Annotated in this window: 21 protein-coding genes; 10 read left to right on the top strand and 11 right to left on the bottom strand. The window is 70.9% G+C overall.

Annotation, left to right across the window (positions count from 1 at the left end; translation table 11 throughout):
• Positions 1 to 351 precede the first annotated feature (351 nt).
• Together JOD54_RS10870 and JOD54_RS10865 are read right to left on the bottom strand one after the other, a co-directional pair.
• Entirely contained in the window at positions 352 to 3,315 is a 2,964-nt protein-coding gene (locus JOD54_RS10870) for an AAA family ATPase (protein WP_204450411.1), read from the bottom strand.
• A complete protein-coding gene (locus tag JOD54_RS10865) occupies positions 3,312 to 4,454 on the bottom strand; it encodes an exonuclease SbcCD subunit D (RefSeq protein WP_204450410.1) in 1,143 nt (380 codons plus the stop codon). Before JOD54_RS10865 ends, JOD54_RS10870 begins: the two co-directional genes overlap by 4 nt.
• A 134-nt stretch (positions 4,455 to 4,588) precedes the next feature.
• On the opposite strand from JOD54_RS10865, the gene rmuC reads away from it, so the two are divergent.
• The gene (gene rmuC, locus JOD54_RS10860) at positions 4,589 to 5,530 is read left to right on the top strand and encodes a DNA recombination protein RmuC (protein ID WP_204450409.1); all 942 of its coding nucleotides are present in this window, start codon (positions 4,589 to 4,591) and stop codon (positions 5,528 to 5,530) included.
• Between the two features lie 103 nt (positions 5,531 to 5,633).
• Positions 5,634 to 6,206: a DUF6542 domain-containing protein gene (locus JOD54_RS10855; RefSeq protein ID WP_204450408.1), complete on the top strand. Its 573-nt coding sequence runs from the start codon at positions 5,634 to 5,636 to the stop codon at positions 6,204 to 6,206.
• A 974-nt stretch (positions 6,207 to 7,180) separates the two neighbouring features.
• Here JOD54_RS10855 and JOD54_RS10850 read toward each other — a convergent pair.
• The 4 genes from JOD54_RS10850 to JOD54_RS10835 are packed head-to-tail and all read right to left on the bottom strand — an operon-like array spanning position 7,181 to position 9,534.
• Positions 7,181 to 7,384, bottom strand: a complete 204-nt coding sequence (locus JOD54_RS10850; protein WP_204450407.1) for an exodeoxyribonuclease VII small subunit — start codon at positions 7,382 to 7,384, stop codon at positions 7,181 to 7,183.
• Positions 7,365 to 7,760 carry a sugar ABC transporter substrate-binding protein gene (locus tag JOD54_RS10845; RefSeq protein ID WP_204450406.1) on the bottom strand — a complete coding sequence of 132 codons (396 nt, stop codon included), beginning with the start codon at positions 7,758 to 7,760 and terminating at the stop codon, positions 7,365 to 7,367. The genes JOD54_RS10850 and JOD54_RS10845 overlap by 20 nt, the downstream gene beginning before the upstream one ends.
• 8 nt (positions 7,761 to 7,768) lie before the next feature.
• Positions 7,769 to 9,007, bottom strand: coding sequence for an exodeoxyribonuclease VII large subunit (xseA, locus tag JOD54_RS10840; protein WP_204450405.1), 1,239 nt, complete (start codon positions 9,005 to 9,007; stop codon positions 7,769 to 7,771).
• A complete protein-coding gene (locus tag JOD54_RS10835; protein ID WP_204450404.1) occupies positions 9,004 to 9,534 on the bottom strand; it encodes a lipid droplet-associated protein in 531 nt (176 codons plus the stop codon). Before JOD54_RS10835 ends, xseA begins: the two co-directional genes overlap by 4 nt.
• Before the next feature lie 96 nt (positions 9,535 to 9,630).
• Between JOD54_RS10835 and JOD54_RS10830 the strand changes: the two genes are divergently transcribed.
• The gene (locus JOD54_RS10830; RefSeq protein ID WP_204450403.1) at positions 9,631 to 10,596 is read left to right on the top strand and encodes a 4-hydroxy-3-methylbut-2-enyl diphosphate reductase; all 966 of its coding nucleotides are present in this window, start codon (positions 9,631 to 9,633) and stop codon (positions 10,594 to 10,596) included.
• On the opposite strand, the gene JOD54_RS10825 is transcribed toward JOD54_RS10830, so the two are convergent.
• Complete coding sequence (locus JOD54_RS10825; protein WP_204450402.1) at positions 10,593 to 11,129, bottom strand: DUF4245 domain-containing protein; 537 nt, start codon at positions 11,127 to 11,129, stop codon at positions 10,593 to 10,595. The genes JOD54_RS10830 and JOD54_RS10825 overlap by 4 nt on opposite strands.
• A 154-nt stretch (positions 11,130 to 11,283) precedes the next feature.
• Here JOD54_RS10825 and glpX point away from each other — a divergent pair, with 154 nt between their 5' ends.
• Both glpX and JOD54_RS35000 read left to right on the top strand, forming a co-directional pair.
• Positions 11,284 to 12,339 carry a class II fructose-bisphosphatase gene (glpX, locus tag JOD54_RS10820; protein ID WP_204450401.1) on the top strand — a complete coding sequence of 352 codons (1,056 nt, stop codon included), beginning with the start codon at positions 11,284 to 11,286 and terminating at the stop codon, positions 12,337 to 12,339.
• Positions 12,340 to 12,454: 115 nt separating this feature from the next.
• Positions 12,455 to 13,111 (top strand): L,D-transpeptidase, encoded by a 657-nt coding sequence (locus JOD54_RS35000; RefSeq protein WP_204450400.1) that lies wholly within the window; start codon positions 12,455 to 12,457, stop codon positions 13,109 to 13,111.
• Positions 13,112 to 13,168: 57 nt separating this feature from the next.
• On the opposite strand, the gene JOD54_RS10810 is transcribed toward JOD54_RS35000, so the two are convergent.
• Positions 13,169 to 14,152 (bottom strand): NAD(P)/FAD-dependent oxidoreductase, encoded by a 984-nt coding sequence (locus JOD54_RS10810; protein WP_204450399.1) that lies wholly within the window; start codon positions 14,150 to 14,152, stop codon positions 13,169 to 13,171.
• 124 nt (positions 14,153 to 14,276) lie between these two features.
• Between JOD54_RS10810 and JOD54_RS10805 the strand changes: the two genes are divergently transcribed.
• On the top strand, positions 14,277 to 15,668 hold the full coding sequence (locus JOD54_RS10805; RefSeq protein WP_204450398.1) for a class II fumarate hydratase: 1,392 nt from the start codon (positions 14,277 to 14,279) through the stop codon (positions 15,666 to 15,668).
• Here JOD54_RS10805 and JOD54_RS35495 read toward each other — a convergent pair.
• Positions 15,574 to 16,512, bottom strand: coding sequence for a DMT family transporter (locus JOD54_RS35495; RefSeq protein ID WP_307859933.1), 939 nt, complete (start codon positions 16,510 to 16,512; stop codon positions 15,574 to 15,576). The two genes, JOD54_RS10805 and JOD54_RS35495, sit on opposite strands and share 95 nt — an antisense overlap.
• A gap of 743 nt (positions 16,513 to 17,255) precedes the next feature.
• Between JOD54_RS35495 and pdxR the strand changes: the two genes are divergently transcribed.
• The gene (gene pdxR, locus JOD54_RS10795; RefSeq protein ID WP_204450397.1) at positions 17,256 to 18,638 is read left to right on the top strand and encodes a MocR-like pyridoxine biosynthesis transcription factor PdxR; all 1,383 of its coding nucleotides are present in this window, start codon (positions 17,256 to 17,258) and stop codon (positions 18,636 to 18,638) included.
• A gap of 297 nt (positions 18,639 to 18,935) precedes the next feature.
• The gene (locus JOD54_RS10790; protein WP_204456201.1) at positions 18,936 to 20,441 is read left to right on the top strand and encodes an ATP-dependent DNA ligase; all 1,506 of its coding nucleotides are present in this window, start codon (positions 18,936 to 18,938) and stop codon (positions 20,439 to 20,441) included.
• 49 nt (positions 20,442 to 20,490) lie between these two features.
• On the opposite strand, the gene JOD54_RS10785 is transcribed toward JOD54_RS10790, so the two are convergent.
• Positions 20,491 to 21,921, bottom strand: coding sequence for a GuaB1 family IMP dehydrogenase-related protein (locus JOD54_RS10785; protein ID WP_204450396.1), 1,431 nt, complete (start codon positions 21,919 to 21,921; stop codon positions 20,491 to 20,493).
• A 4-nt stretch (positions 21,922 to 21,925) separates the two neighbouring features.
• Complete coding sequence (locus JOD54_RS10780) at positions 21,926 to 22,879, bottom strand: hypothetical protein (protein ID WP_204450395.1); 954 nt, start codon at positions 22,877 to 22,879, stop codon at positions 21,926 to 21,928.
• A 189-nt stretch (positions 22,880 to 23,068) separates the two neighbouring features.
• Between JOD54_RS10780 and JOD54_RS10775 the strand changes: the two genes are divergently transcribed.
• Positions 23,069 to 23,632, top strand: coding sequence for a papain-like cysteine protease family protein (locus JOD54_RS10775; RefSeq protein ID WP_204450394.1), 564 nt, complete (start codon positions 23,069 to 23,071; stop codon positions 23,630 to 23,632).
• Positions 23,633 to 23,637: 5 nt separating this feature from the next.
• Complete coding sequence (locus JOD54_RS10770) at positions 23,638 to 24,396, top strand: hypothetical protein (protein WP_204450393.1); 759 nt, start codon at positions 23,638 to 23,640, stop codon at positions 24,394 to 24,396.
• Positions 24,397 to 24,507: the final 111 nt, after the last annotated feature.

Raw genomic sequence — 24,507 nt, 5'->3', positions numbered from 1 at the left:
CGACTCCGACAGCATTGCCGACCACTGGACACTCGGAACCCGAGGTGCCAACTGCTCGATGGGGCGGACTTGTTTTGCGTGGGGGAGCGGCAGTCGTAGCGTTTCAGCGCGGACAGGGCCACGCTTTTCGGCCCCAGCTTTGCGGTCCTGCCACGACTGGCGCAGGGGCCCCGCGAAAACAAGTTCGCTCCATCGAGCACACCGCACCACCCCGGATCCAGCGCAATGCCGCAGGCGAGCCGAAGATCATCTAACCCAAGATCCCCCGAATACACAGCCTACCGAGGCGCCCCACCACATCAGGCGACGCAAACAGCCCCTGTGGACAACCAAAGCCGTTGTGGACAACCCCTACACCGTCAACTCCAGCGCAGACCCACCCCGCCCCTTCCGCACCCGCACCCGCGTAGGAATCCGCTGCCGCAACTCGTCCACATGCGACACGACCCCCACCACCCGCCCCCCATCCCTCAGCTCATCCAGGATCGCCATCACCTCATCCAGCGTCCCCGCGTCCAGCGTCCCGAACCCCTCGTCCACGAACAAGGTGTCCAGCAACGCCCCTCCCCCGCTCTCCGCCGCCACCACGTCCGCCAACCCGAGCGCCAGCGCCAGCGAAGCCACGAACGACTCCCCACCCGACAACGTCTTCGCGGGTCGGGTCATCCCCGAGTAGTCGTCCAGCACGTCGAGCCCCAGCCCGCCGCGCGTACCGCGGGCACCCGCCTCAGCCGAATGCTCGAACGAGTACCGCCCCTGGGTCATCTTGCGCAGGCGCGAAGACGCGGCTGTGGCGACTTCCTCTAGGCGTGCTGCCAGCACGTAGGAGCGCAGCGACATCTTTGTGGAGTTCTGGCCGCGTCCGTTGACCACGTCCGTCAGTGCGTCCAGCTCCGCGTACTCGGCCTCTAGCGGCTCCAGCTCGGCCCAGGCCACCCTCAGTCGGCCTCCAAGGCCGGACAGTTGCTCCAACCGGGAGCTCGTCTCTCGCGCGACAGCAACCGCCTCCTCGGCGTCTTCACGAGCAGCCGCAGCGCGGGCGAGTAGCGGGGCCAGGTCGACGTCCAGGTCTGCCTCTAGGCCGAAGAGTTCGGGCTCTAGGAGGGTCGACCGGTGTTGCTGTTCGGCTTCGGCGGCTTCTGTGATCCGGGTTCGCAGTTTGTCGATAATCGGCTCTGTGCGAGCAGCGGCAAGAGCTTCCGCTAGCTCGGCGAAGCCAGCCGAGGAGACCGTGTCTGTAAGAGCGTCGCGCTGCTCACGGACGCGGTCGTGGGCAGTAAGGGCTGCGGTGTGCGCCTCGATCAAGGCGTCTATGGCGGTGACTGTCTCGAGGACGTGGTGGCGGTGGTCGGCTACGGAGGCGTGGGTGCCACGGGCCTGGTCGACAATGGTTTCTCGGCGGTCTATGGCGGACTTCAGTTCGGCGGCCTCAGAGGCGAGCCTGGCAGCCTCACGGTCTTGCTTGGCGTGCCCGTCGCGCAGGGCTTCCTGTTCGCGCTCGACGTTGCGCAGGGCGCGATCTAGGGCCGGGTGGCGTGAGGCGATGTCATTGGCGCGGGTGTACGCCTTGTCGGCGTCGGTGTAGGCGGTTGCTAGGTCGTGTCCGCCCCAAGGGGCAAGGCGCTCGTTGAGTACATCGACGGCGGCGCGGGCCTTGGTGAGAGTGGCGCCTGACTGCTCACGCACGCGCAGAGCCGCTACCTCGGCTGCCTGGGCTTTCCGTTCGTCGGCAGCGGTCGCGGCGCCCGTGGGGGTTGACGCTGGGTTCGGGTGGTCGCGGCCTCCGCAGACCGGGCAGGGGTGGTTGTCGGATAGGCCTGCCGCAAGTTCTGCTGCCATTCCGTCCAAGCGGAGTTGGCGGAGGCGTTGGACCTCTTCGCGGGCGGACTGGTGTGCGTCCGTGGCTGCGCGTTGGGCGTCTTCTGCGCCGACTACGGCCTTCTGCGCGCCAGGTAGGGCCTTTCGGTTACCTAGGGCCGCGTCGATCTCAGACCGGCGAGCGCGCAAGCCGACCAACTCAGCGCGCGCGGTCGTCGCGGCCGTTAGGTCTTCTCGTGCCTTCTTGATCCTGTCTGGGTATAGAGCCAACTTCTTCTCGGCGTCCGCTACCTGCGCGCGGACTTCCTCTTCGCGTAGAACCAGGTCGCGGAACCGACGCTTGTCGGCGTGCTGGCGTTCGGCCTCGGCCACGAGGGTCGCCAAGCCACCGGCTTCTTCGCGCAGCTTGCCCACGGACTCGCGCAGTGTCGGCAATGCGGCGTCTGCCTCGGTATAGCCCCACCCGGCAACGGCTTCAGCGCGGGCGGTGACTACGCCGTCCGCGTCGTCCGCGCGGCGTTCCAGCGTCATCAGTTGCTCGGTGGCCGCGACGACCGGGACCGCGCGCTCAGCGGCCGCCAACTCGTCCCGCCACGCGGCACGGTCGGCTGCCTGGTGTGCCAGCTCGGCGAGGCCGTTGACCGCCCGGTGGACGCGCTTCACCCGCTGCTGCAGGTCGCGACCGTCGACCAGCGCCTCGTCGGCCCGGTCACGCCGCCTACCGGTCGCCGTGGCCGCTTCGGCGGCGTTGGTCGCCGCTTTCTCGGCGTCGGTCAGGACCACCTCCAGCCAGGCCATCTCCGGCTGGTCCGGCGGCTCGATCCCCGCCGCCTGGGCGAACCGGGCGAGCAGCACGTTGGTCGCCGTCAGGCGTTCGTCGCGTTCACGCCCGAGTTCGCGGCGCTGGTCGCGGAACCACTGCTCGACCCGCTCGAAGTGCTCGGTGCCGAACAACTTCTCGAGCAGCTTCTCCCGGTCCTCAGTGGACGACCGCAGGAATCGGGCGAACTCGCCTTGCGGCAGCAGCACCACCTGGAAGAACTGTTCCTTGGTCATCCCGAGCAGCCGCTCGACGACGCGGGCCACCTCGTCGATCCGCGTCACACCCTCAGGCTGGTGGCCAGAGGGGGCCTTCCCGACCCAAGTCAACGATGCTTTGGCGTTCTGCTTCGTAGTGCCGCCGCCGCGCTTCTTAGGGCGTTCGTACTCTGGGCTACGCGTGATGCGGAGCCTGTGTTGCTGGACCGTCAGTTCCAGCGTCACCTCGGTGTGTGTGTCCGGGTCCGCGTAGTCGCACCGCAACCGCCTGGCCTCGGCGCGCGCGCCCGGAACCGCCCCAAAGAGAGCGAAAGCGACCGCGTCGAGCAAGGTGGTCTTACCCGCGCCGGTGTCTCCGTGCAGGAGGAACAGGCCCTCGGCACCTAGAGCGTCGAAGTCGACGGTCTCCCTGTTCACGAAGGGCCCGAACGCCGTCAACTCCAGGTGGTGCAGCCTCACTCGCGCTCCTTACCTGCGACGGCAGCAAGAGCCTCCCGGAGCAGCGCGCGCTCGGTGTCGGTCGGCGGGCTGTTGCGGGTGTCCTGGACGAAGCAGCACGCGACTTCCTCGTCCGTGCGCCCTTTGACAGTCTCGCTGAACCGACGGACGCGCGGCTTACCGCCTTCAGGCATCCAGTCCAGGTGCAGTGCGTGCGGGAAGCGCTCACGCAGCCTGCGCATGGCGTCGATCGGGCGCACCTGGTCGGTGAGCTCTATAGAGAGGAACTTGTCGACCTCGGGCTCGTGCGCCGGGTCTACCAAGAGGTCCTCTAGCTGTCCGCGCAAGGTGCCCAGCGCGCGCGGCACAGGCAACTCTCGACGCTCTACGCCCGCGAGGCCGTGCTGGTCGAGCTCGACGAGCCATACCGATTTGTGGTGGCGCGCTTCGGAGAACGAATACGCCATAGGGCTGCCCGAGTAGCGGAGGTGGTCGGCGAGGGTCTGCGGGCCGTGCAGGTGCCCTAGGGCCGCGTAGTCGATGCCGTCGAAGAGCGCGCCGGGCACGTGCGGGACACCGCCTACGGCGATGGTGCGCTCCGAATCGCTGGTCTCACCGCCGATGACGAACGCGTGCGCGAGCACCACCGATCGCGTCTTACGCGAAGAGAGGTCGGTTTTGATCCGACGCATGGCCTCGCCGAGAACGGCGGCGTGGCCGCGCAGCTCAGGGTCCCCAAGAGCGTGGCGGGCGACCTCGGGCTCGAGGTAGGGAATGCCGTAGAAGGCGACCGGACCGTGCTTGTCGTCGAGCAGGACGGGCTCGTGCAGGTTTGCGATCGCCGTCCGCAGGTGCAGGCCGCCCGCCTTCGCGAACGCGGCGAAGGCCCCGAGCCGGGGCGCCGAGTCGTGGTTGCCCGGGGTGATGACGATCTGCGCGCCCGCCTCGGCGATCCGGTGCAGCACCCGGGCGCAGGTGTCGACCGCCTCGGCTGAGGGCACCGCTCGGTCGTAGAGGTCGCCAGAGACCACCAGCACCTCGACCCGCTCGGTGGCGACCAGGTCGGCCAGGCCGCCGAGCACGGTCTCCTGCTCGGCGAGCAGGTCCCGGCCGTGGAACGTGCGACCCACGTGCCAGTCGGAGGTGTGCAGGACCCGCATGGCGGGCCAGGGTATGCCGATCTTGCGCCCGATCGGGGGAGGCTCGCCGGTCGAACGCCCGTTCGAGCCTGGTTCTGTCGGGGCAATACGGTAGAGATCACTGTTGTCGAGCGGAGTCGGAAGGAGGTGGTGGCGTGACCGCCGTGCTCGGCACCATCGTCGCCGTGCTCGTCCTGCTGCTGGTGGCCGCGGGCGCGCTGTTCTGGCGGCTCTACACCGAGGCGCAGCGCCGCGCCGAGGACGCCCGCGCCGAGGTGGCCGCAGAGCGCCGCCGCTCGGACGGGCACCAGTCCGCGCTGCGCCGCTACGAGGTCGCCTTCGCCTCCATCAGCGGTCGGGGCGAACTGGGCGAGCAGGTCCTGGTCGAGACCGCGCGGGCGCTCGGGCTGCGCGAGGGCCTGCATTACACGCTGCAGACGGACGTTGCGGGCGGAGGCGCCGCGAGACCGGACCTGCTGCTCGTGGTCGGCGACGACCGGCGGGTGCCGGTCGACGCCAAGATGAGCATGGCCACCTGGGCCGAAGCCGTGGAGACCGACGACGCCGAGGAGCGGCTGGACGCGCTGCGCGTGCACGTGCGCAACATCCGCTCGCGCGCGGCGGAGCTGTCCGGCAAGGGCTACCAGCGCTGGGCGGACGCGATCTACGGGACGATCATGTTCGTCCCGTCCGACGCCGCCGTGGTCGCCGCGCTCGACACCGACCCGACGCTGCTGCGCTGGCTGCTCGACCGGCGCGTGTTCCTCTGCGGGCCGACCGGTTTCGCGGTGCTGGCCTCCGCCGCGCTGTTCGCGGCCACCGAACGCACCATCGCCGCCGACGTCGCCGCGGTGCGCGCGAACGCCGCTGGTGCACACCGCACGGCATCGGCCGCGATCGATGCGGTCAACCTGTCCAGCACCCACCTGCAGCGGTTCCTGTCCGCACGCCGCCGGGAACTGGACGCACTGGAGCAGTTCCGCTCCGCGGTCACCCCGCTCAGCGACGCCGCGGGCACTCCGACGCCGGTCCCGGAGCTGCGCCGGGTCGAGGAGGCACTGGTCGCTGGAGGTGAACCGGAGGAGTTGACCGGCTGAAAGGTGCATAACGGACCGGGCGGTCATGATAACGAGTGGACATGCCCCCGGTTACGGCCAAGTCACGGCGCGTCGCGGCCGGGACGGTCTAACGTGTACGGGTGTGACCGCGACCCGCGATCGCCGAAGCGATCTAGACGACTCCCGCGCCGAACCCGCCTGGGACGAACGCCCCATCCTGGGCCGCTCGCGCGGGCTCCCCTGGTGGGGAGCGGTGCTGCTCGCCTTCGGCCTCACCGCCCTGGCCGCCGTGGTCGACATGCAACTGCAGGACACCCTCGGCAAGATCTTCCAAGGCACCTACATCATCAGCTGCATCGCCGCGATCTGCCTGGTCAGGCGCGCGAACCTGTTCGGCCCGATGGTGCAGCCACCGCTGGTCTTCGCCATCACGGCCATCGTGGCCAACGTGGCGCTCGCCCCTGCCGATGACGGTGGGCTGAAGAAGCTCTTGCTGACGATCGGGATCCCGCTGACGAGCAACTTCCCGACGATGGCGCTGACCACGGGGATCACGATCGGGCTCGGGGTGGTGCGGTTGTTCACGCAGCGCGATCCGGCTCGGGGTGAGAAGGCGGTGCGTGCGCGTTCTGACTCTCGTCCTGGTCCCAGGACTGGTTCTCGGGAGCGGGGCGCTGGGGCGCGGAAGCCTCGGGAGACTCGAGAGCGGGATTAGTTATCCACAACGGCTTTGGGTGTCCACAGGGGCTGTTTGCGTCGCCTGATTTGGTGGGGCCGCCTCGGTAGGCTGTGTATTCGGGGGATCTTGGGTTAGATGATCTTCGGCTCGCCTTCGGCATTGCATCGGATCGTCGGCTCGCCTGCGGCATTGCACTGGATCCGCGATTTGAGTGCAGGCTCGATGCGGTGGACCTGTTTTGCGCGGGGCCCCTACGACAGCCGTGGCAGGACCGCAAAAGCAGGGGCCGAAAAGCATGGCCCTGCAGCGAGGCGACGCTACGACTGCCGCCACCCCACACAAAACAGGTCCACCCCATCGAGCAGTTGGCACCAGCGACTTCCGGGAGCGGTGGCCGAGTTGGGTGGGCTGACTCGGCGGGCTGGGTTTGGGTGGGCCGACTCGGTGGGCTGGGTTGGCACCAGCGACTCCGAGGGGCGGTGGTCGGGCTGGCGGGGTTGGCTCGGTGGGTTGGGTTTGGGTGGGCTGACTCGGTGAGTTGGGGTGGCACCAGCGACTTCCGAGTGTCCAGTGGCCGGGCCGGCGGGGTGGACTCGGCGGGCTGGGTTTGGGTGGGCCGACTCGGTGAGTTGGGGTGGCACCAGCGACTTCCGAGTGTCCAGTGGCCGGGCCGGCGGGGTGGACTCGGCGGGCTGGGTTTGGGTGGGCCGACTCGGTGAGTTGGGGTGGCACCAGCGACTTCCGAGTGTCCAGTGGCCGGGCCGGCGGGGTGGACTCGGCGGGCTGGGTTTGGGTGGGCCGACTCGGTGAGTTGGGGTGGCACCAGCGACTTCCGGGCAGCGGTGGTCGACCAAGTGGGTCGGCTCGGCGAGCTGGGTGGCGCGCCTGCTTCTGGGAGCGGTGGTCGGGCGGGGGCAGGGTCGGCCTGAGAGGTGAGCTGGCGGGGTGGGCTCGGTGGGCCTCGGTGGGCTGGGGTGGCACCGGAGGTCCAGCGGGCTGGTCCCCTGGGACTACTTGTCTTCGGCTTCGGCTGCGGCCAGGGCGGTTTCTACGCGTTCCCGTGCGCCTGCCAGGTGGCGGTCGCAGATTTTGGCGAGGGATTCTCCGCGTTCCCACAGGACCAGTGAGTCCTCCAGCGACAGACCGCCCGCTTCCAGTTTGGCGACCACGGACGCCAGTTCGTCGCGGGCTTGTTCATACCCAGGTTCTGTCACCGGTTTCCTGTCGGTTGTTGGCGCGGGCCAGGGCGGTCGCCACTGCTTGGTCGTAGCCGATGAAGGCTTCGGCGAAGTCTTCGCCGTCGCGGTCGGTGAGGGCTTCTTCGATCCTGGTGCGGGCTTGGTCGATCTTGCCGCGGTGTGACTCGGTGGCGTGGGGGGTGGCGGCGGCCGAGAGTTCGCGCAGGCGCTGGGGGAGTTGGTGCTTTCCGGGGGAGTCGCAGCCTGCTAGGAGGGCGGCCCAGCACTCGGCGGCGGCGGAGTCGGCGCGGCGGGCGGTGGCGTGGACGGCCAGGGTGGCCGGGCCGGGGGTGGCTCGGACGACCGTGGACAGGGTGAGCGGGAGGAACGTCGGCTCGCGACAGGTCCGCATCGGCCGGATCAGCTCCCTTCGCCCTCCCGGTCGCCGGTGGCGACCGCGTGCAGTGCGCCGTCGGCGAGCCGGATGCGCAGGGCGGTGCCCTCGGTGGCGTCCTCGATCGAGCGGAGAACCCGGGGAGTCCCGTCGGCATCGGTGTGCTGTACGACCGCGTACCCTCGCGCAAGGGTGGCGGCTGGCCCCAAGGTCGTCAAGCGGGCTTTCGTCGCGGTCAGCGCCGCGCGCTCCTCGGCCACCCGCGCGAGCAGGGCCCGGCGGGCCCGTTCGACCAGGGAATCCACCTGCTCGGCGCGCCGCGCCAGCGGGGTGATCGGGTCGGCGAGCACCGGGCGGCTGCGCAGCTGGGTGAGCAACCGGACCTCCCGATCCACCCATCCGTGCAACGCCCGGCGGGCCCGGTCGCGCAGCTGGCGGACCCTGGCCGACTCCTCGGCGACATCGGGCACCACCCGCTTGCCCGCGTCGGTCGGGGTCGAGCAGCGCACGTCGGCGACGTGGTCGAGCAGCGGGGTGTCCGGTTCGTGGCCGATCGCGCTGAGCACCGGGGTGCGGCAGTCGGCGACCGCGCGGCACAGCGCCTCGTCGGAGAACGGCAGCAGGTCCTCGACGCTGCCGCCGCCGCGGGCGATGACGATCACCTCGACGTCGGGGTCGCGGTCGAGCACGCGCAGCGCGTCGAGGATCTGCGGCACGGCCAGCGCGCCCTGCACCGCGACGTTCTCCACCCGGAACGCCACGGCGGGCCAGCGGGCGGTGGCGTTGGCCAGCACGTCTCGCTCGGCGGCCGAGGCGCGGCCGGTGATCAGGCCGACCTTGGCGGGCAGGAACGGTGGGCGGCGCTTGCGCCTCGGGTCGAACAGGCCCTCGGCGGCCAACAGCCTGCGCAGGCGCTCGACCCTGGCCAGCAGTTCACCGACGCCGACCGCGCGGATCTCGTCGGCGCGCAGGCTCAGCGTGCCGCGGTTGAGGTAGAAGGTGGGCTTGGCGTGCACCACGACCCTGGCGCCGTCGGCCAGCGGCGGCTCCTGCCCGCGCAGCATCTGCGTCGAGCAGGTGACCGTCATCGACACGTCCGCGGCCGGGTCGCGCAGCGTGAGGAACGCGGTTCCGGTGCCGGGTCGCGCGGAGATCTGGGTGACCTGGCCCTCCACCCACACGGTGCCAAGCCGGTTGACCCAGTCGGCGATCTTGCGGGCGACCGTGCGGACCGGCCACGGCTCTTCCGCGGTGGGGGCGCTCACGTGGCGGACGGGTCCTGCCCGGCGGAGTCCCGCACGGTGGCCAAGCGGCGGGTCAGCATGCCCACGAACGACGGCCGGTTCTCCGTGGCCCGCTCGTGCGCCAGCAGCTCCTCCAGCGCTTCGACGTCGAAGCCGCGCAGCCTGGCGCGCAGTTGCGCCAGCGACAGCTCCCCGTAGTTGGGCACCGACGCGGGTCCGGGCACCGCGTCCTCGGCCGGGTCCTCTTCGGTCAGGTCCTCTTCAGTCACCTGGTCGAAGGCGGCCGGCTGGTCGTCGGCGTCGTCGAGGTCCTCGTCGAAGGTCGCCCACTCGGGCTCGTCCTCCACCGGCCGCAGCGCGGCGATCGCCTCGTCGCCCTTGATGGCGAGCTCGGTGACGTGCTGCTGCACCCGCATGGACACCTGCAGCGCCTGGCTGGCCACGGTGACCGGCAGCCCGGCGATCCGGGTGGGCAGGTCGCGGGCGTGCTCCAGCGCGGTGGCGGCGAGCCCGGCCGCGACCCGCAGCGGCAGGGGGAGAGACTTCATGCTCCTAGCCTGCCCGAGTCGGCACGATCTGCACAGTGAGGGCCCCGACACCGACCGAACAGGAGCCCTGGGCCGCACGGCCGTACCCTGGACGGCATGAGCGCCACCACCAAACGCGTCCTGCTGGCCAAGCCGCGCGGCTACTGCGCCGGGGTCGACCGCGCGGTGATCACCGTGGAGAAGGCCCTGGAGACCTACGGCCCACCGGTGTACGTGCGCAAGGAGATCGTCCACAACAAGCACGTCGTGGCGACGCTGCGCGAGCGGGGCGCGATCTTCGTCGACGAGGCGGACGAGGTGCCCGAGGGCGCGCTCGTGGTGTTCTCCGCGCACGGGGTCTCCCCCGCCGTCCACGACCAGGCCGCCCAGCGCAACCTGCGGACCATCGACGCCACCTGCCCGCTGGTCACCAAGGTCCACTTCGAGGCCAAGCGGTTCGCCAAGGACGACTACGACATCCTGCTCATCGGCCACGAGGGCCACGAGGAGGTCGAGGGCACCGCCGGTGAGGCACCCGACCACGTGCAGCTGGTGGACACCGCCGAGGACGTGGCCAAGGTGGAGGTGCGCGACCCGTCCAAGGTGATCTGGCTCTCGCAGACGACGCTGTCGGTCGACGAGACGATGGAACGGGTGGACCAGCTGCGCGAGCGGTTCCCACTGCTGCAGAACCCGCCCAGCGACGACATCTGCTACGCCACGTCGAACCGCCAGTTCGCGGTGAAGGCGATGGCGCCGGAGTGCGAGCTGGTGATCGTGGTCGGCTCGCAGAACTCGTCGAACTCCAAGCGGCTGGTGGAGGTGGCGCTGCAGGCGGGCGCGAAGGCCTCGTACCTGGTGGACTTCGCCCACGAGGTCGACGAGTCGTGGTTGGCCGGGGTCAGCACGGTCGGGGTGACCAGCGGCGCGTCGGTGCCCGACAACCTGGTGATGGACCTGCTGGCCTGGCTGGCCGAGCGCGGCTACGGCGAGATCGAGGAGATCACCACCGCCGAGGAGAAGGTCGCCTTCTCCCTGCCCGCCGAGCTGCGCAAGGGCCTCAAGCAGGCCGCGAAGCCCTAGGCAGCTGCCGCCGCGAGGGTGCGGAACTCCTCGGCGGTGGCGCTGCCGGTGATCAGCAACCGCACCCCGCCCACGTCGGCGACCCAGGCCTGCTCGTCGCGGCGCCCGGGGAAGACCGTCCACTGTGTCCCGTCGACGTCCTCGACGCCGGTGGCCAGCCCCTGGGTGCCGGTCTCGGCGGCGACGAGGTCGGTGAGCTCGGCGTCGGACTGGCTGAGCTGGATGAACCGGTCCGGGGTCAGCCAGCCCGCCCGCACCACCCGGCCCGACGGGTCCACCCGGCCGCTGCTGACCGAGTTGCCCTGCCACGCCGACGGCACGGACGGCACCCGGACCCGGAACGGCGCCTGGGCGCGGCCGAGGCTGTCGGCGACGTCGACCTTGGGCGCCGAGGCCGGGTCGGCCTGGGGCGCGCCGGGGCTGAAGGTGCAGGCCCTGGTGAGCACCAGCGGGGCGCCGATGATGATCAGCAGGGCCAGCAGCGACAGGACGATGTCGCGCGGACCGTGGGTCAGCCGGTTGCCGGGTGCCATCCGCCCATAATCGCAACCGCCGATCGGGGGCCGCGCGGGAGCCACCAGTGACGAGCGGCACGGCGATCGAGCTAGGCAGGTACACACCCTGGTCTGGGAGGATGCGGATTGGTCTGCACTGCCGCAGGCTGCCCGCGCCGATCCGGGAGGCAGTATGAGCACTCCGACCACCAGTTCGAGCCCTGAGCGCCGCCGGGAGGCACCCGACCGCAACCTCGCGCTGGAGTTGGTCCGGGTGACCGAGGCTGCGGCGATGGCGGCGGGTCGCTGGGTGGGCCGGGGCGACAAGAACGGCGGTGACCAGGCCGCGGTCGACGCGATGCGCAAGCTGGTCGGCACGGTCTCGATGCGCGGCGTGGTGGTCATCGGCGAGGGCGAGAAGGACGAGGCGCCGATGCTCTACAACGGCGAGGAGGTCGGCAACGGCGACGGCCCCGACTGCGACGTCGCGGTGGACCCGATCGACGGCACCACGCTGATGTCCAAGGGCATGCCGAACGCGCTCGCGGTGCTCGCGGTCGCCGAGCGCGGCGCGATGTTCGACCCGTCCGCGGTGTTCTACATGGAGAAGCTGGCGGTGGGCCCGGAGGCGGCCGACGTGGTGGACATCACCGCGCCGGTGGCGGAGAACATCCGCCGGGTCGCGCGCGCCAAGAGCACCGACGTCTCCGACGTGACGGTGTGCGTGCTGGACCGGCCCCGGCACGAGAGCCTGGTCAAGGAGGTCCGCGAGGCGGGCGCGCGGATCCACTTCATCTCCGACGGCGACGTGGCTGGCGCGATCTCGGCCGCGCGGCCCAACACCGGGGTCGACCTGCTGCTGGGCATCGGCGGCACCCCCGAGGGGATCATCGCCGCGGCCGCGCTCAAGTGCATGGGCGGGGCGATCCAGGGCCGGTTGTGGCCCAAGGACGACGCGGAGCGGGCCAAGGCCATCGAGGCGGGCCACGACCTGGACCGGGTGCTGCTGACCGACGACCTGGTGCGCGGCGACAACGTGTTCTTCTGCGCCACCGGGGTGACCGACGGTGACCTGCTGCGGGGGGTGCACTACCGCTCGGGTGGCTGCACCACCCAGTCGATCGTCATGCGCTCGAAGTCCGGCACGGTCCGCATGATCGACGGCTTCCACCGGCTGACCAAGCTGCGCGAGTACTCGTCGGTGGACTTCGACCTGGCCGAGGCCGACGCGATCCCGCCGCTTCCGTAAACCGCGCTCCGGGTAACGGATCGGTCGCGGTCGACAACCCCACCACCCCCGTGGTCGTCATTGTTGACGACGGGGCATCCGTGGGGACGCCCGCTGGGGTAGTCGAGGAGCGAGCATGAAGGTCAACCGGCTGATCGCGGCCGCGGGGCTCACCGCGGCCGCGCTGCTGGCAACGGCATGTGGCACCGGTGACGCAGCCCCGGCCGCGCAGGTCCAGCCCGGGTCGGTCCAGTCGACGACCCAGGCGACGACAACGACCCCCACGACCACCACCACAACGACGACCACCGTGGCTCCGACGACTACGACCACCACCACGGTCGCGCCGACCACGACGACCACGGTCAAGAAGCCGACCACCACGACGACGAAGCCCAAGCCCAAGCCGACGACCACCAAGCCCGTCCCGCCGCCCGTCGCGGGTGTGCCGTGCGCGGCGACGGCCTCGGCGTGCATCGACCTGTCGGCGAACCAGTCGTGGCTGCTCAAGGACGGCAAGGTCGTGCTGGGGCCGGTGCCGATCACCCACGGCAGGCCGGGCTACCGGACCCCGGTGGGCACGTTCAAGGTGGGCTGGAAGGACATCGACCACAAGAGCCGGGAGTTCGACAACGCCCCGATGCCCTACTCGGTGTTCTTCAACGGCGGCATCGCCTTCCACCAGGGCAGCCTGAAGGTCCAGAGCCACGGCTGCATCCACCTGTCGGCGTCAGCGGCGAAGGCTTACTACAACGGCCTTTCCGTCGGTGACATCGTTCAGGTCGTCGCTTAGTTCTCACGCAGAAAGGCGGCGGAGTCTCACTCCGCCGCCTTTCTTGCGTCTATAGGCCTATTCGGCGTTGCTGGAGTGTCCGGGGAACAAGTGGGCCTCCGGATTCAACGCCACAGCGATGTTGTTCACCGCTGTGGCCGCTTCCCCGAAGCCTGTCGCGATCAGCTTCACCTTGCCCGGGTAGGCGGCGACATCACCGGCGGCGTAGATCCTCTCCCGCGCGGTGCGCATGGTGGTGTCGACCTTGATCGAGCGGTGGTCGATCTCCAGGCCCCACGCGTCGATGGGCCCCAGGTCCGCGGTGAACCCGAGCGCGGCGACCACTGCTTGAGCCGGGAGCACCACCGCTTCCCCGCCGACCGCCAATTCCACCTCGTGCAGGCCGTCGTCGTCACCGCGCAGTTCGGTGACCTGGGCGTCGGTGATGATGCGGACGCCCAGGGCCTCGACCTGGCGGACGGTCGCGGGCATGGCGCGGAACTTGGCCCTGCGGTGCACCAGGGTCACCGAGGTGGCGATCGGGTGCAGCGCCAGCGCCCAGTCGAACGCCGAGTCGCCGCCGCCGACGATGACCACGTGCTGGTCGCGGTGCACCTCCAGCGAGGGCACGAAGTGCACCACGCCCCGGCCGAGCCACCCCGATCCGGCGGGCAGCGGGCGCGGGGTGAACTCGCCGATCCCGGCCGTGATCAGCACGGCGCCCGCGTCGACCACGGCGCCGCCGTCGAGCTCCACGGTGAACCGTCCGTCCACTTCGGACACGGTGAGGGCCCGGCGGCCGAGCAGGTAGGTCGGTTTCCACTGGTCCGCCTGCTCGACGAGCGCGGTGACCAGGTCGCGGCCGCGCACCGAGGGGAACCCGGCGACGTCGAAGATCTGCTTCTCCGGGTACATGGCGGTGATCTGGCCGCCCGGCTCCGGCAGGGAGTCGACGACGGCGGTGCTGAGATCTCGGAACCCGGCGTAGTAGGCGGCGAACAGACCGGTGGGGCCTGCGCCGACGATGAGGAGGTCGACCTCGGTGGTGGTGGGAGCGGTCATGCGTCCTGCCCTTCCGCGTGGTGGGCGTCCGGTTCCACCCTATTGCCGCGACCGGGCCGGTGGCAGGTTCGGCTGTGGGCAAGCTGACCGTGCCCGGGGCCGGGAAGGGGGTGAGACTGGCGGTATGGCTGAGTTCCGCACCGAACACGACACGATGGGTGAGGTCCAGGTCCCGGCGCAGGCGCTGTGGCGGGCCCAGACGCAGCGGGCGGTGGACAACTTCCCGATCTCCGGCCGCGGCCTGGAGCGGGCCCAGATCCGCGCGCTCGGCCTGCTCAAGGCGGCCACGGCCAGGGTCAACGGGAAGCTGGGCGTGCTGCCAGCCGAGGTCGCCGAGGCGATCGCGGCCGCCGCGACCGAGGTGGCCGACGGCGCGCACGACGAGCACTTCCCGATCGACGTGTTCCAGACCGGGTCGGGCACGTCGTCGAACATGAACGCCAACGAGGTCATCGCGACCCTGGCCAGCCGGACGCTCGGCCGCGACGTACACCCCAACGACCACGTCAACGCCTCGCAGTCGTCCAACGACACCTTCCCGACCACGCTGCGGCTGGCCGCGACCGAGGCCGTGGTGACCGACGTGGTCCCGGCGCTGGAGCAGCTGGCCGGGGCCATCGAGGACCGCGCGGCGCAGTGGGGCTCGGTGGTCAAGTCCGGTCGCACGCACCTGATGGACGCGGTGCCGATCACGCTGGGCCAGGAGGCCGGGGCGTGGGCGGCGCAGGTGCGCTACGGGGTGGAGCGGCTCCAGTCGGTGCTGCCCAGGTTGGGTGAGCTGCCCATCGGGGGGACCGCGGTGGGCAGCGGGCTCAACGCGCCGCCCGGGTTCGGCGCGGCGGTGTCGGCGGAGTTGGCGGCGGCGACCGGGTTGCCGGTGACCGAGGCGCGCGACCACTTCGAGGCGCAGGCAACGCAGGACTCGGTGGTGGAGGCGTCCGGGCAGCTGCGCGCGGTGGCGGTGTCGCTGTTCAAGATCGCCAACGACCTGCGCTGGCTGGGGTCGGGGCCGCGCACCGGGCTGGCCGAGCTGGCCCTGCCGGACCTGCAGCCGGGCTCGTCGATCATGCCCGGCAAGGTGAACCCGGTGATCCCCGAGGCGACGATGATGGTGGTCGCCCAGGTCATCGGCAACGACGCGGCGGTGGCGTTCGCGGGCAGCCAGGGCAACTTCCAGCTCAACGTGATGCTGCCGGTGATCGCCCGCAACATCCTGGAGTCATCCCGGCTGCTGGCCGCGGTGGCCCGACTGCTGGCGGAGAAGGTCATCGCCGGGGTGGAGCCGGACGTGGAACGCCTGCGCGAGTACGCGGAGAGCTCGCCGTCCATCGTGACCCCGCTGAACTCTTACCTCGGCTACGAAGAAGCGGCCTCTATCGCCAAGCAGTCGCTTAAGGAGCGCAAGACGATCCGCGACGTGGTCATGGAACGGGGTCACGTGGCGGCGGGGAAGCTGACCGAACAGCAGTTGGACGAAGCACTCGACGTCCTGCGGATGGCCAAGGGGAACGGCTGAGCAGCCCGATCACACACCCCAACCCCACCACAGCGACACCCGCGAGACCCGCGAGCGTCAAATCCTGGGAGCCGATCGCGACGGACACGAACAACCCCGCCGCGGGCATCACCCCGATGAGCACACCAGCGCGGTCGGCCCCCAGTACAGACACCGTGTGGTACCAGATGACGAAAGCGACCACGGTCAGCACCGCGACGACAGACAGCGCTGTCCACTCGCGATTGGTCGGGGTCCGCCACGTTTCGAAGGCCACAGCGAGGCACGCACCACCGACCGTCGCGATGACGTGACACCACAGCGAGACGGACAGGCCGCCCATCCTGCCGATCACGCCCACGGCGAAGAGGGTGAAGCAGGCCTCGCACACCATCGTCAGCACTGCCAGCAGGAGGCCTGGCCCTTCCCAGCTACCGCCACCGGACAGGACAACCACGCCCGCGACGACGACTGCGGCACCGAGCAGGGTCCTGGCTGCGGGGCCCCGTTTGGCCAGCAGCGGGCCGACGGTGGCGAGCACGAGCGGACTACCGCCGAGAACCGCGGCGACCAGCCCGGGTTCGGCGTGGCGCTGGGCGGCGATCATGACGGCGTTGAAACCGAGCATGCCTACGGCGACGATGGCGATCAGGGCTGGGAAGTCTCTGGGCTTGGGGATGGCGATGGGGGCGCGTTTGGCTAGGGCCCAGGCTGCTAGGAGGAGGGCGCCTGCGCCGTAGCGCAGGGACTGGCCGGTGAACAGGGGGAAGTTGATGAGCATCCCGGAGAGGGGGACGGAGCCGCCGATCATGGCGGAGGTGAGGAGGCCGGTGCCGATGGCTAGGCGGTAGCGGGAAGTGGGCACCCGGTTAGGGTCGCTGGGAAGTGGACCCTGGAGAAGCTCCACTTCGGGTGGTGTGGACTGGTCCACTTGGGGTGGCGGGTTGGGAGATCTCGGCTCGCCTTCGGCATTGCACCGGATCCTCGGCTCGTCGCTTCGCGCCTTGCATCGGATCCGCGATTTAAGTGCAGGCTCGATGCGGTGGACCTGTTTTGCGTGGGGCCCCTACGACAGCCGTGGCAGGACCGCAAAGCAGGGGCCGAAAAGCATGGCCCTGCAGCGAGGCAAGGCTACGACTGCCGTCCCCCCACACAAAACAGGTCCACCCCATCGAGCAGTTGGCACCAGCGACTTCCGAGGAGCGGTGGTGAGGCTGGCGGGGTTGGCTCGGTGAGTTGGGTTTGGGTGGGCTGGCTCGGGGGGCTGGGCGCGGCGGCTCGATGGGGCGGACTTGGTTTGCGTGGGGGAGCGGTGCCCGTAGCGTTGTGCGCGGACAGGGCCATGCTTTTCGGCCCCAGCTTTGCGGTCCTGCCACGGGTAGCGCAGGGGCCCCGCGCAAACCAAGTTCGCCCCATCGAGCAGTTGGGGCGAGCGACTTCCGAGAGCGGCGGCGAGGCTGATGGGGCTGATCCGGGGGGCTGGGTTGGGTGGGCCGGCTCGGGGGGTTGGGTTGGGTGGCTGCTTCCGGGACCGGTGGTCAACCAGGTGGGCCGACTCGGGGGTGCGACTGGGGCGGCGGGAACGGGGGTGGGCCGTAGGCTGGCGGTATGTCCTCCTTCCGCGAACTCCTGGTGCCCGGCATGGGCGAGGTTGGGCGTGGGCAGCGGGGGCGGGCGCTGGAGGCGGCGGTGCGGGCGGCGATTCGGGATGGCCGGTTGACGCAGGGGGCGCGGTTGCCTTCTACGCGGGATTTGGCGGGGCAGCTTGGGTTGTCGCGGGGGACGGTCAGTGCTGTGTACGCGCAGTTGGTGGCTGAGGGGTATCTCCGGGCCAAGCACGGGTCGGGGACGACGGTTGCCGCTACGCCGGTTGGGTCTGAGAGCGTGGCGCCGCCGCCGGTCGCGGTGGTGCCTCGGTGGCGGTACGACTTGCGGCCGGGGGTGCCCGCGCTGTCGGCGTTTCCCCGGTCGGAGTGGCAGGCGGCGACCAGGGCGGGGTTGGCGACGCTGACCGACGACGACCTCGGGTATCCGGATCCGGCGGGGCTGCCCGCGTTGCGCACGGAACTGGCCGCCTACCTGGGGCGGGTGCGGGCGGTCGAGGCCGCTGACGTGGTGGTCACGCATGGGGTCGCGGAGAGCCAGTCGCTCATGGCGCAGGTGCTGCGGGGTCAGGGGCACCGGACCATCGCCGTCGAGGATCCGACGCACCCGGGGTCGGTTGAGGCGCTGACCGCGCACGGGCTGCGTCCGGTGCCGGTCCCGGTCGACGAGGACGGCATGCGGGTGGACCTGTTGCCGCGCACGGGGTGTCGGGCGGTGCTGGTGACGTCGGCCCACCAGTTCCCCCTGGGGGTCGTCCTGAGCCCCCAGCGCCGCCGGGCGCTGGTGAGCTGGGCTCGCGAACGCGACGGGTACGTGCTGGAGGACGACTACGACGCCGAGCACCGGTACGACCGACCGGCCGTGGGGACGACCCAGGTGCTCGACCGCGACCGGGTCGTCTACCTCGGGAGCGTGAGCAAGGTCTTGGCCCCCGCGATCCGGCTGGGGTGGATGGTCGTGCCCGCTGCACTGCGGGACCGGGTGGTCGACCACAAACGCCTGTCCGACCTGGGCTGCTCCCCCATGCCCCAGGCCGCCCTGGCCCACCTGCTGCGCTCGGGCGGGTACGACCGGCACCTGCGCCGCAGCCGCCAGCTCTACCGGCGGCGACGGGACGCCCTGCTCTCCTCCGTGGCCAGTGAACTGCCGGACTGGCAGCCGCACGGCGTCGCCGCGGGCCTGCACCTCGTGTTGCGGCTACCGGCGGGCACCGACGACAAGGCCCTGCAGGAGGAGCTCGCCCGACGCGGCATCAACGCCCCCGCGCTGTCGGGCTACGCGCTGTCGACGAGCCCGTTCCCCGGGCTGGTGGTCGGCTACGCGGCGCTGTCGGTGGACCGGCTGCGGGCGGCCGTCACGGAGATCGCCTCGGTCAGCGCGCTCTGACTATCCACTGTGGAGCCTGAAGCGGCTGTGCTTCGACGGCCTCTTGAACGGGGGGCGGCACCGGGATGGCCACCCGGCTCCTGGACTCGGCGGACGGCGGGGTGCGGTCGGCACACCCGGCGAGCGCCACCGCGGTCATGGTGAGGACGGTGGCGAGGGCAAGACGCATCAAGGAGGGCTCCGCATGGGTACGAGGGGCTCATCCAGGTAGACGCGCGAGCCGGACCGGGGTTGCGGTGGGATCGCGATCTTCTTTCGGCTGCGGTTGTCAGTGGGTGCGGGCACCATGACGGCATGCTGACGATGACCGACGTGGTGACGGCCTCCGCCGAGGTCGGCGGCACCCGCTCGCGGCTGGCCAAAGTCGACACCCTGGCCGCACTGCTGCGCCGCGCCGACCCGGCGGAGATCGCGCCGGTGGTCGGCTTCCTCACCGGGTCGCCGGTCCAGGGCCGGGTGGGCGCCGGGTGGCGGACGCTGCTCGCCCTGGACCACCCACCCGCGACCGAGCCCGCGCTGACCGTCGTCGAACTCGACCGGGTGCTGACCGCGCTGGCCGAGGCCTCCGGCAAGGGGTCGACCGCGACCCGCCGGGCGCTGCTGGACGAGCTGTTCGGTGCCGCGACAGCCGACGAGCAGAGGTTCATCGTCGCCCTGCTCACCGGCGAACTCCGCCAGGGCGCCCTCGAGGGCGTCATGCTCGACGCGGTCGCCAAGGCCGCCGATGCCCCCGTCCCCGCCGTCCGCCGCGCGTTCATGCTCTCCGGCCGCCTGCCCGCCACCGCCGCCATCGCCCTCACCGGCGGCGACCTGTCGGCGGTCGGTCTTCAACTGCACCGCCCGGTCCGCCCGATGCTGGCCTCCCCCGGCTCCTCCCTGGCCGACGCCCTGACCCAGCTCACCCCCTGCGCCATCGAGTACAAGCTGGACGGCGCCCGCATCCAGGTCCACAAGACCCCCGACCGGGTGACGATCTACACCCGCACCCTCCGCGAGATCACCGACAGCGTCCCCGAACTCGTCGCCCTCGTCCGCGACCTCCCCTGCACCACGGTGGTCCTGGACGGCGAAACCCTCGCCCTGTCCGACGACGGCAGGCCCAGGCCGTTCCAGGAGACGATGAGCAGGTTCGGCAGCACCGTCGAGGAGCAGGTGAAGGCCCTCCTGCTGCGGCCGTACTTCTTCGACTGCCTACACCTCGACGGCGAAGACCTGATCGACCTACCCCTGCGTGACCGCGCCGCCGCACTGCGCCGGGCCGTGGGCGAACACGTCATCCCGGGCTTGGTGGACCCGTCCGTCGAGGACGCGGAGGACCTGGCGGCGCGGGCGCTGGCCGAGGGACATGAAGGGGTGATGGTGAAGGACCTGGCCTCGGTGTACGCCGCCGGGCGCCGGGGCAAGGCGTGGCAGAAGGTCAAGCCGGTGCACACGCTGGACCTGGTGGTGCTGGGCGCGGAATGGGGGCACGGTCGGCGGACGGGGTCGCTGTCGAACCTGCACCTGGGCGCGCGGGACCCGGACGGCGGGCCGCCGGTGATGGTCGGGAAGACGTTCAAGGGACTGACCGACGAACTGCTGCGGTGGCAGACGGAGGAATTCCCGCAGTACCGCTCGGGGGGTGACGAGTGGACTGTCTACATGCGACCGGAGCTGGTGGTGGAGATCGCCGTTGACGGGGTGCAGGTGAGCACCCGGTACCCGGGCGGGGTGGCGTTGCGCTTCGCGCGGGTGGTCCGGTACCGACCGGACAAGACAGCCGCCGAGGCGGACACCATCGACGCGGTACGTAGGCTCCTGTGAATCCAGTGGCCGAGGCGATCCCGGTCCGCCCTCCCTTTCTTCGCAGGCGTTACCAACCAGACGGCAAGGGGCGGCCTTCGGCGAAGCCTGCTGCTGATTGGACTCCCACCACCGCTCGGGCGTGGAACTCCGCCAGGTTCGCCGCTCCCGCGTAGGTGCAGGCGGAGCGGACTCCGGAGCAGATCGAGTCCAGCAGGTCTTCCACGCCAGGGGCTTTCGGGTCGAGTCGCATGCGGGAGGAGGAGATGCCTTCTTCGAACAGGGCCTTGCGGGCGCGGTCAAAGCCGCTGTCGGCGCGGGTTCGGGCGGAGACGGCTCGTTTGGAGGCCATGCCGAAGGATTCCTTGTAGGGGCGGCCTTGTTCGTCGCGCAGGAGGTCGCCAGGGGACTCGTAGGTGCCCGCGAACCACGAGCCGACCATCACCGACGACGCGCCCGCTGCCAGGGCCAGTGCCACGTCCCGGGGGTGGCGGACGCCGCCGTCGGCCCAGATGTGTTTGCCGAGGGCGCGGGCCTGGGCGGCGCACTCCAGGACGGCGGAGAACTGGGGGCGGCCCACGCCGGTCATCATGCGGGTGGTGCACATGGCGCCGGGACCGACACCGACCTTGATCACGTCCGCGCCCGCCTCGACCAGGTCGCGGACGCCCTCCGCGGTGACCACGTTGCCCGCGACGACGGGAACGGAAGGCGCCAGATCGCGGACGCGCTGCAACGCGGTGAGCATCTTCTCCTGGTGGCCGTGCGCGGTGTCGACCACCAGAGCGTCCACACCGGACTCCAGCAGAGCAGCCGCCTTCGCCGCGACGTCACCGTTGACCCCGACCGCCGCGGCGATGCGCAAGCGGCCGGAGGCGTCCACCGCGGGGGCGTAGATGTCGGCCCGCAACGCACCCACGGCGGTCAGCACACCCGCGAGCCGACCCGCGGCGTCCACCGCGAGCGCAATCTTGCTCGAGTGCAGCGCGTCGAACACCGCCCGCGGCGCGCTGTCCACCGGGAGGGTGACGATCGCCTGGTCGGCCACCTCGCCGACCCGGGTGAACCGGTCGACGCCCAGGCAGGCGGCCTCGTCGACCACGCCGACCGGGCGCCCGTCGGCGTCGACCACGACGACCGCGCCGTGCGCCCGCTTGGGCAACAGGTTCAGCGCGTCGGCCACCGAGTCGCCCGCGGTCAGCACCAGCGGCGTGTCCCACACCGCGTGCCGCGACTTCACCCAGGTCACGATCTCGCCGACGGCCGCGGGGTCCACGTCCTGCGGCAGCACCACCAGGCCACCGCGGCGGGCCACGGTCTCGGCCATCCGCCGACCGGCCACCGCGGTCATGTTGGCCACCACGATCGGGATGCTCGCGCCGGTGCCGTCGGCGGTGGCCAGGTCGACGTCGAAGCGGCTGGTGATGGCCGAGCGGCCGGGCACCAGGAACACGTCGTCGTAGGTCAGGTCGTTGGCGGGCTCGCCGGTGAGGAAGCGCACCACGTCACGGTACGGGGTGCACCGCCGGGTTCGCCGGGTTCTGCGGCCACTCCAGCGCGATTCCCGCTATCCCGCGGTCCACCCCCGAGTAGTACGCGCTCACCACGTACCCCCGATCGCAGTACAGGTCCTGGGAGACCGACGGCGGGCGCAGGTCGTTGGTCCGGACCTCCTGCACGCAGCGGGCGGGCAGGTCGGCAGGCGGCAGCTCCAACTGGAGCAGGAACGGCCCGCTGGGCTCGCGGAAGATCCGGAAGTACCCGGGGCACTCGAGCCCGGAGCTGTCGTCGACGGCGTAGCTGAGCACCACGGTGTCGCCCTCGGCGAGCCTGCGGTCGAACATCAGCTCGAACGCCACGCAGATCTCCCTGCGGCGCACCCGGCCCAACCGGCACCCGTCGCCCGCGGTGACCCGGACCCGCTCGATGTCGCAGCCCGGCTCCCCGTGGTAGACCGCCACGTACCGGTCGATGCCCGGTTCGCGCGCGATGCTGACCAGCCGGGTGTCGATGCGCCCCTGGGTCCTGTCGGCGGCGATGGTGACCCGCTCGTGGGTCATCTGCAGCTCCAGGCCCGCGTTGCAGCGCTCCGGGTCGACGCCGAGCTGGGCGAGCAGCTCCCGGGTGGTGGGTCCGGCGACGACGAGCTCGGCGAAGGACGCCGAGGGCTTGCGGGCCCGGTTGCCGCGCTGCCGGGGGCCGATCAGGACGACCAGGGAGTCGGTCGGCAGGCCGAGGACGGTCTCCAGCCCGCGCACGGCGGTGAGCGCGTGTGGCATGTCCGGGTGACGCAGGCCCCGCTGCCAGTAGCTGAGTGTGGACTCGGCGACCGATACCTCGATGCGCGAGAGGTGCGCCCGCAACCGCGCCAGCGACAGGCCTCTGTGCTCGATCGCCGTGCGCAGAGCCACGTGGAACGGACCACGGCGGAGCGCGTCTGCCAAGGCGTCTGCGGTCACGGCTGCTCCCGACTGGGCGTTCCCGAACGGGTGAACGACGGTGAATGTTCACAGTAGCCACGCGTAACCGACGGGTAAAGGTGCGCCGTCCGGCTGGAACGCTCCGGGCCCCCTTGCCGGGCCCTTGTCCGCCGAAACGCGGTGATCGCACGCTTCCGAGCACTCCACCCTGCGTTTTCAGGAGGCATCATGTCCCGGCAAGCGACCCGCTCGGCGCTGGCGGCCACCCTCGTGGCCGTCCTCGCCTGGCTGGTCAGCGCACCCGCGTCGGCCCAAGCGGCCGCCGCGTTCACGATGCAGGCCCAGCAGCAGACCAACTGGTGCTGGGCCGCCTCGGGCACGTCGATCGCCGCGTCCCACGGCGTGAACGTGTCGCAGAACTACTTCTGCGCGCTGGCCAAGAACCGCAACACCAACCTCACCTGCCCCAACGACCAGGCCGACCTCGCCCAGGTGCGCAACGGCTTCTCCCGCCTCGGCTTCAGCAGCCCGGGGTCCTACATCTACAACACGATCAGCTACTCGGCGGTGCAGTCCCAGCTCAACGCCAACCAGCCGGTCGAGACCCGCATCCTCTGGAAGTCCGGTGGCGGGCACATGCACGTGCTCTACGGCTACGACTCGGCCAAGAGCTGGGTCTACTGGGGCGACCCGTGGCCGGACAACTACCGCTACAACTGGGCGACCTACAACTACTACGTCAACAACTCCAGCTTCTCGTGGACCCACACGCTGACCGGGATCAGGCGGTGAACGGCATGCGCAAGATCCTCACAACCCTGGCCCTGGCCGCGGTGGGCGTGCTCGGCCTCGCCGGCTACGCGGGCGCCGACCCGACCCCGGTCGACGGCTCGGTCTCGGCGGCCGACGCGGCGAAGGCCAGTGCGGCGGCGTCCACTCCGGACGTCACCGCGACGGTCGGCAAGTTCCTCGGCGCGGCGGGATTCGCCGGGGCGGGCCAGGCCCAGGTCGGCGGCACCTCGGTGCCGGTGTACGAGCTGAGCCCGGAGTTCGTCGCGGGCCGCTCGTCGAAGGTCGGCCGCCTGGCGTACGTGGCCGTCCCGGCCACCGCGTCCGGCGGGGCGAGCGCGTCGGTGTGGACGGTCCGCGACGCCTCCGGCGCGTGGACGGTCGCCAACATCGCCGCGGGCGACCTGGAGTTCCGCAACGCGAGCAAGCTGGGCGCTGGCGCTGTCCTGCTGCGGGAACCGCAGACGAACAGCTGGTACGCGGTCACCGGGAACGCGATCCGCTCCCTGTCGACCGGCAAGACCCAGTCGCTGGCGCAGTACCAGCGCGAGGTCGCGTCCCGCTACGCCGACAAGCTGCCCGGCTCCGCCTACGACCGCTCCGGTCAAGCGGGCGGCTATTCCTCCCCGAGCACGGGCTTGGTCAGCCCCACCGGTACCGGAACGCCCGGTAGCGCGGCCATGCCCTGGGCGGTCCTCGGGATCCTGGTGCTGAGCGTCGCCGCGGTGGTCCTCACGACCGCCGCCCCTGCACTGCGGCGACGTTAGGCCCACGGGGTGGCGGTGGTCCGGGCTTGAGGAGGTCTCGGACCACCGCCACCCTCCGTCCTGAGTGGACGAACTCCTATGCCGACAAACCGCGCGAATCACGCCCTGGTG

Source organism: Actinokineospora baliensis, assembly GCF_016907695.1.
Taxonomy (GTDB): domain Bacteria; phylum Actinomycetota; class Actinomycetes; order Mycobacteriales; family Pseudonocardiaceae; genus Actinokineospora; species Actinokineospora baliensis.
This window is presented reverse-complemented; position numbering and strand designations above follow the sequence as displayed.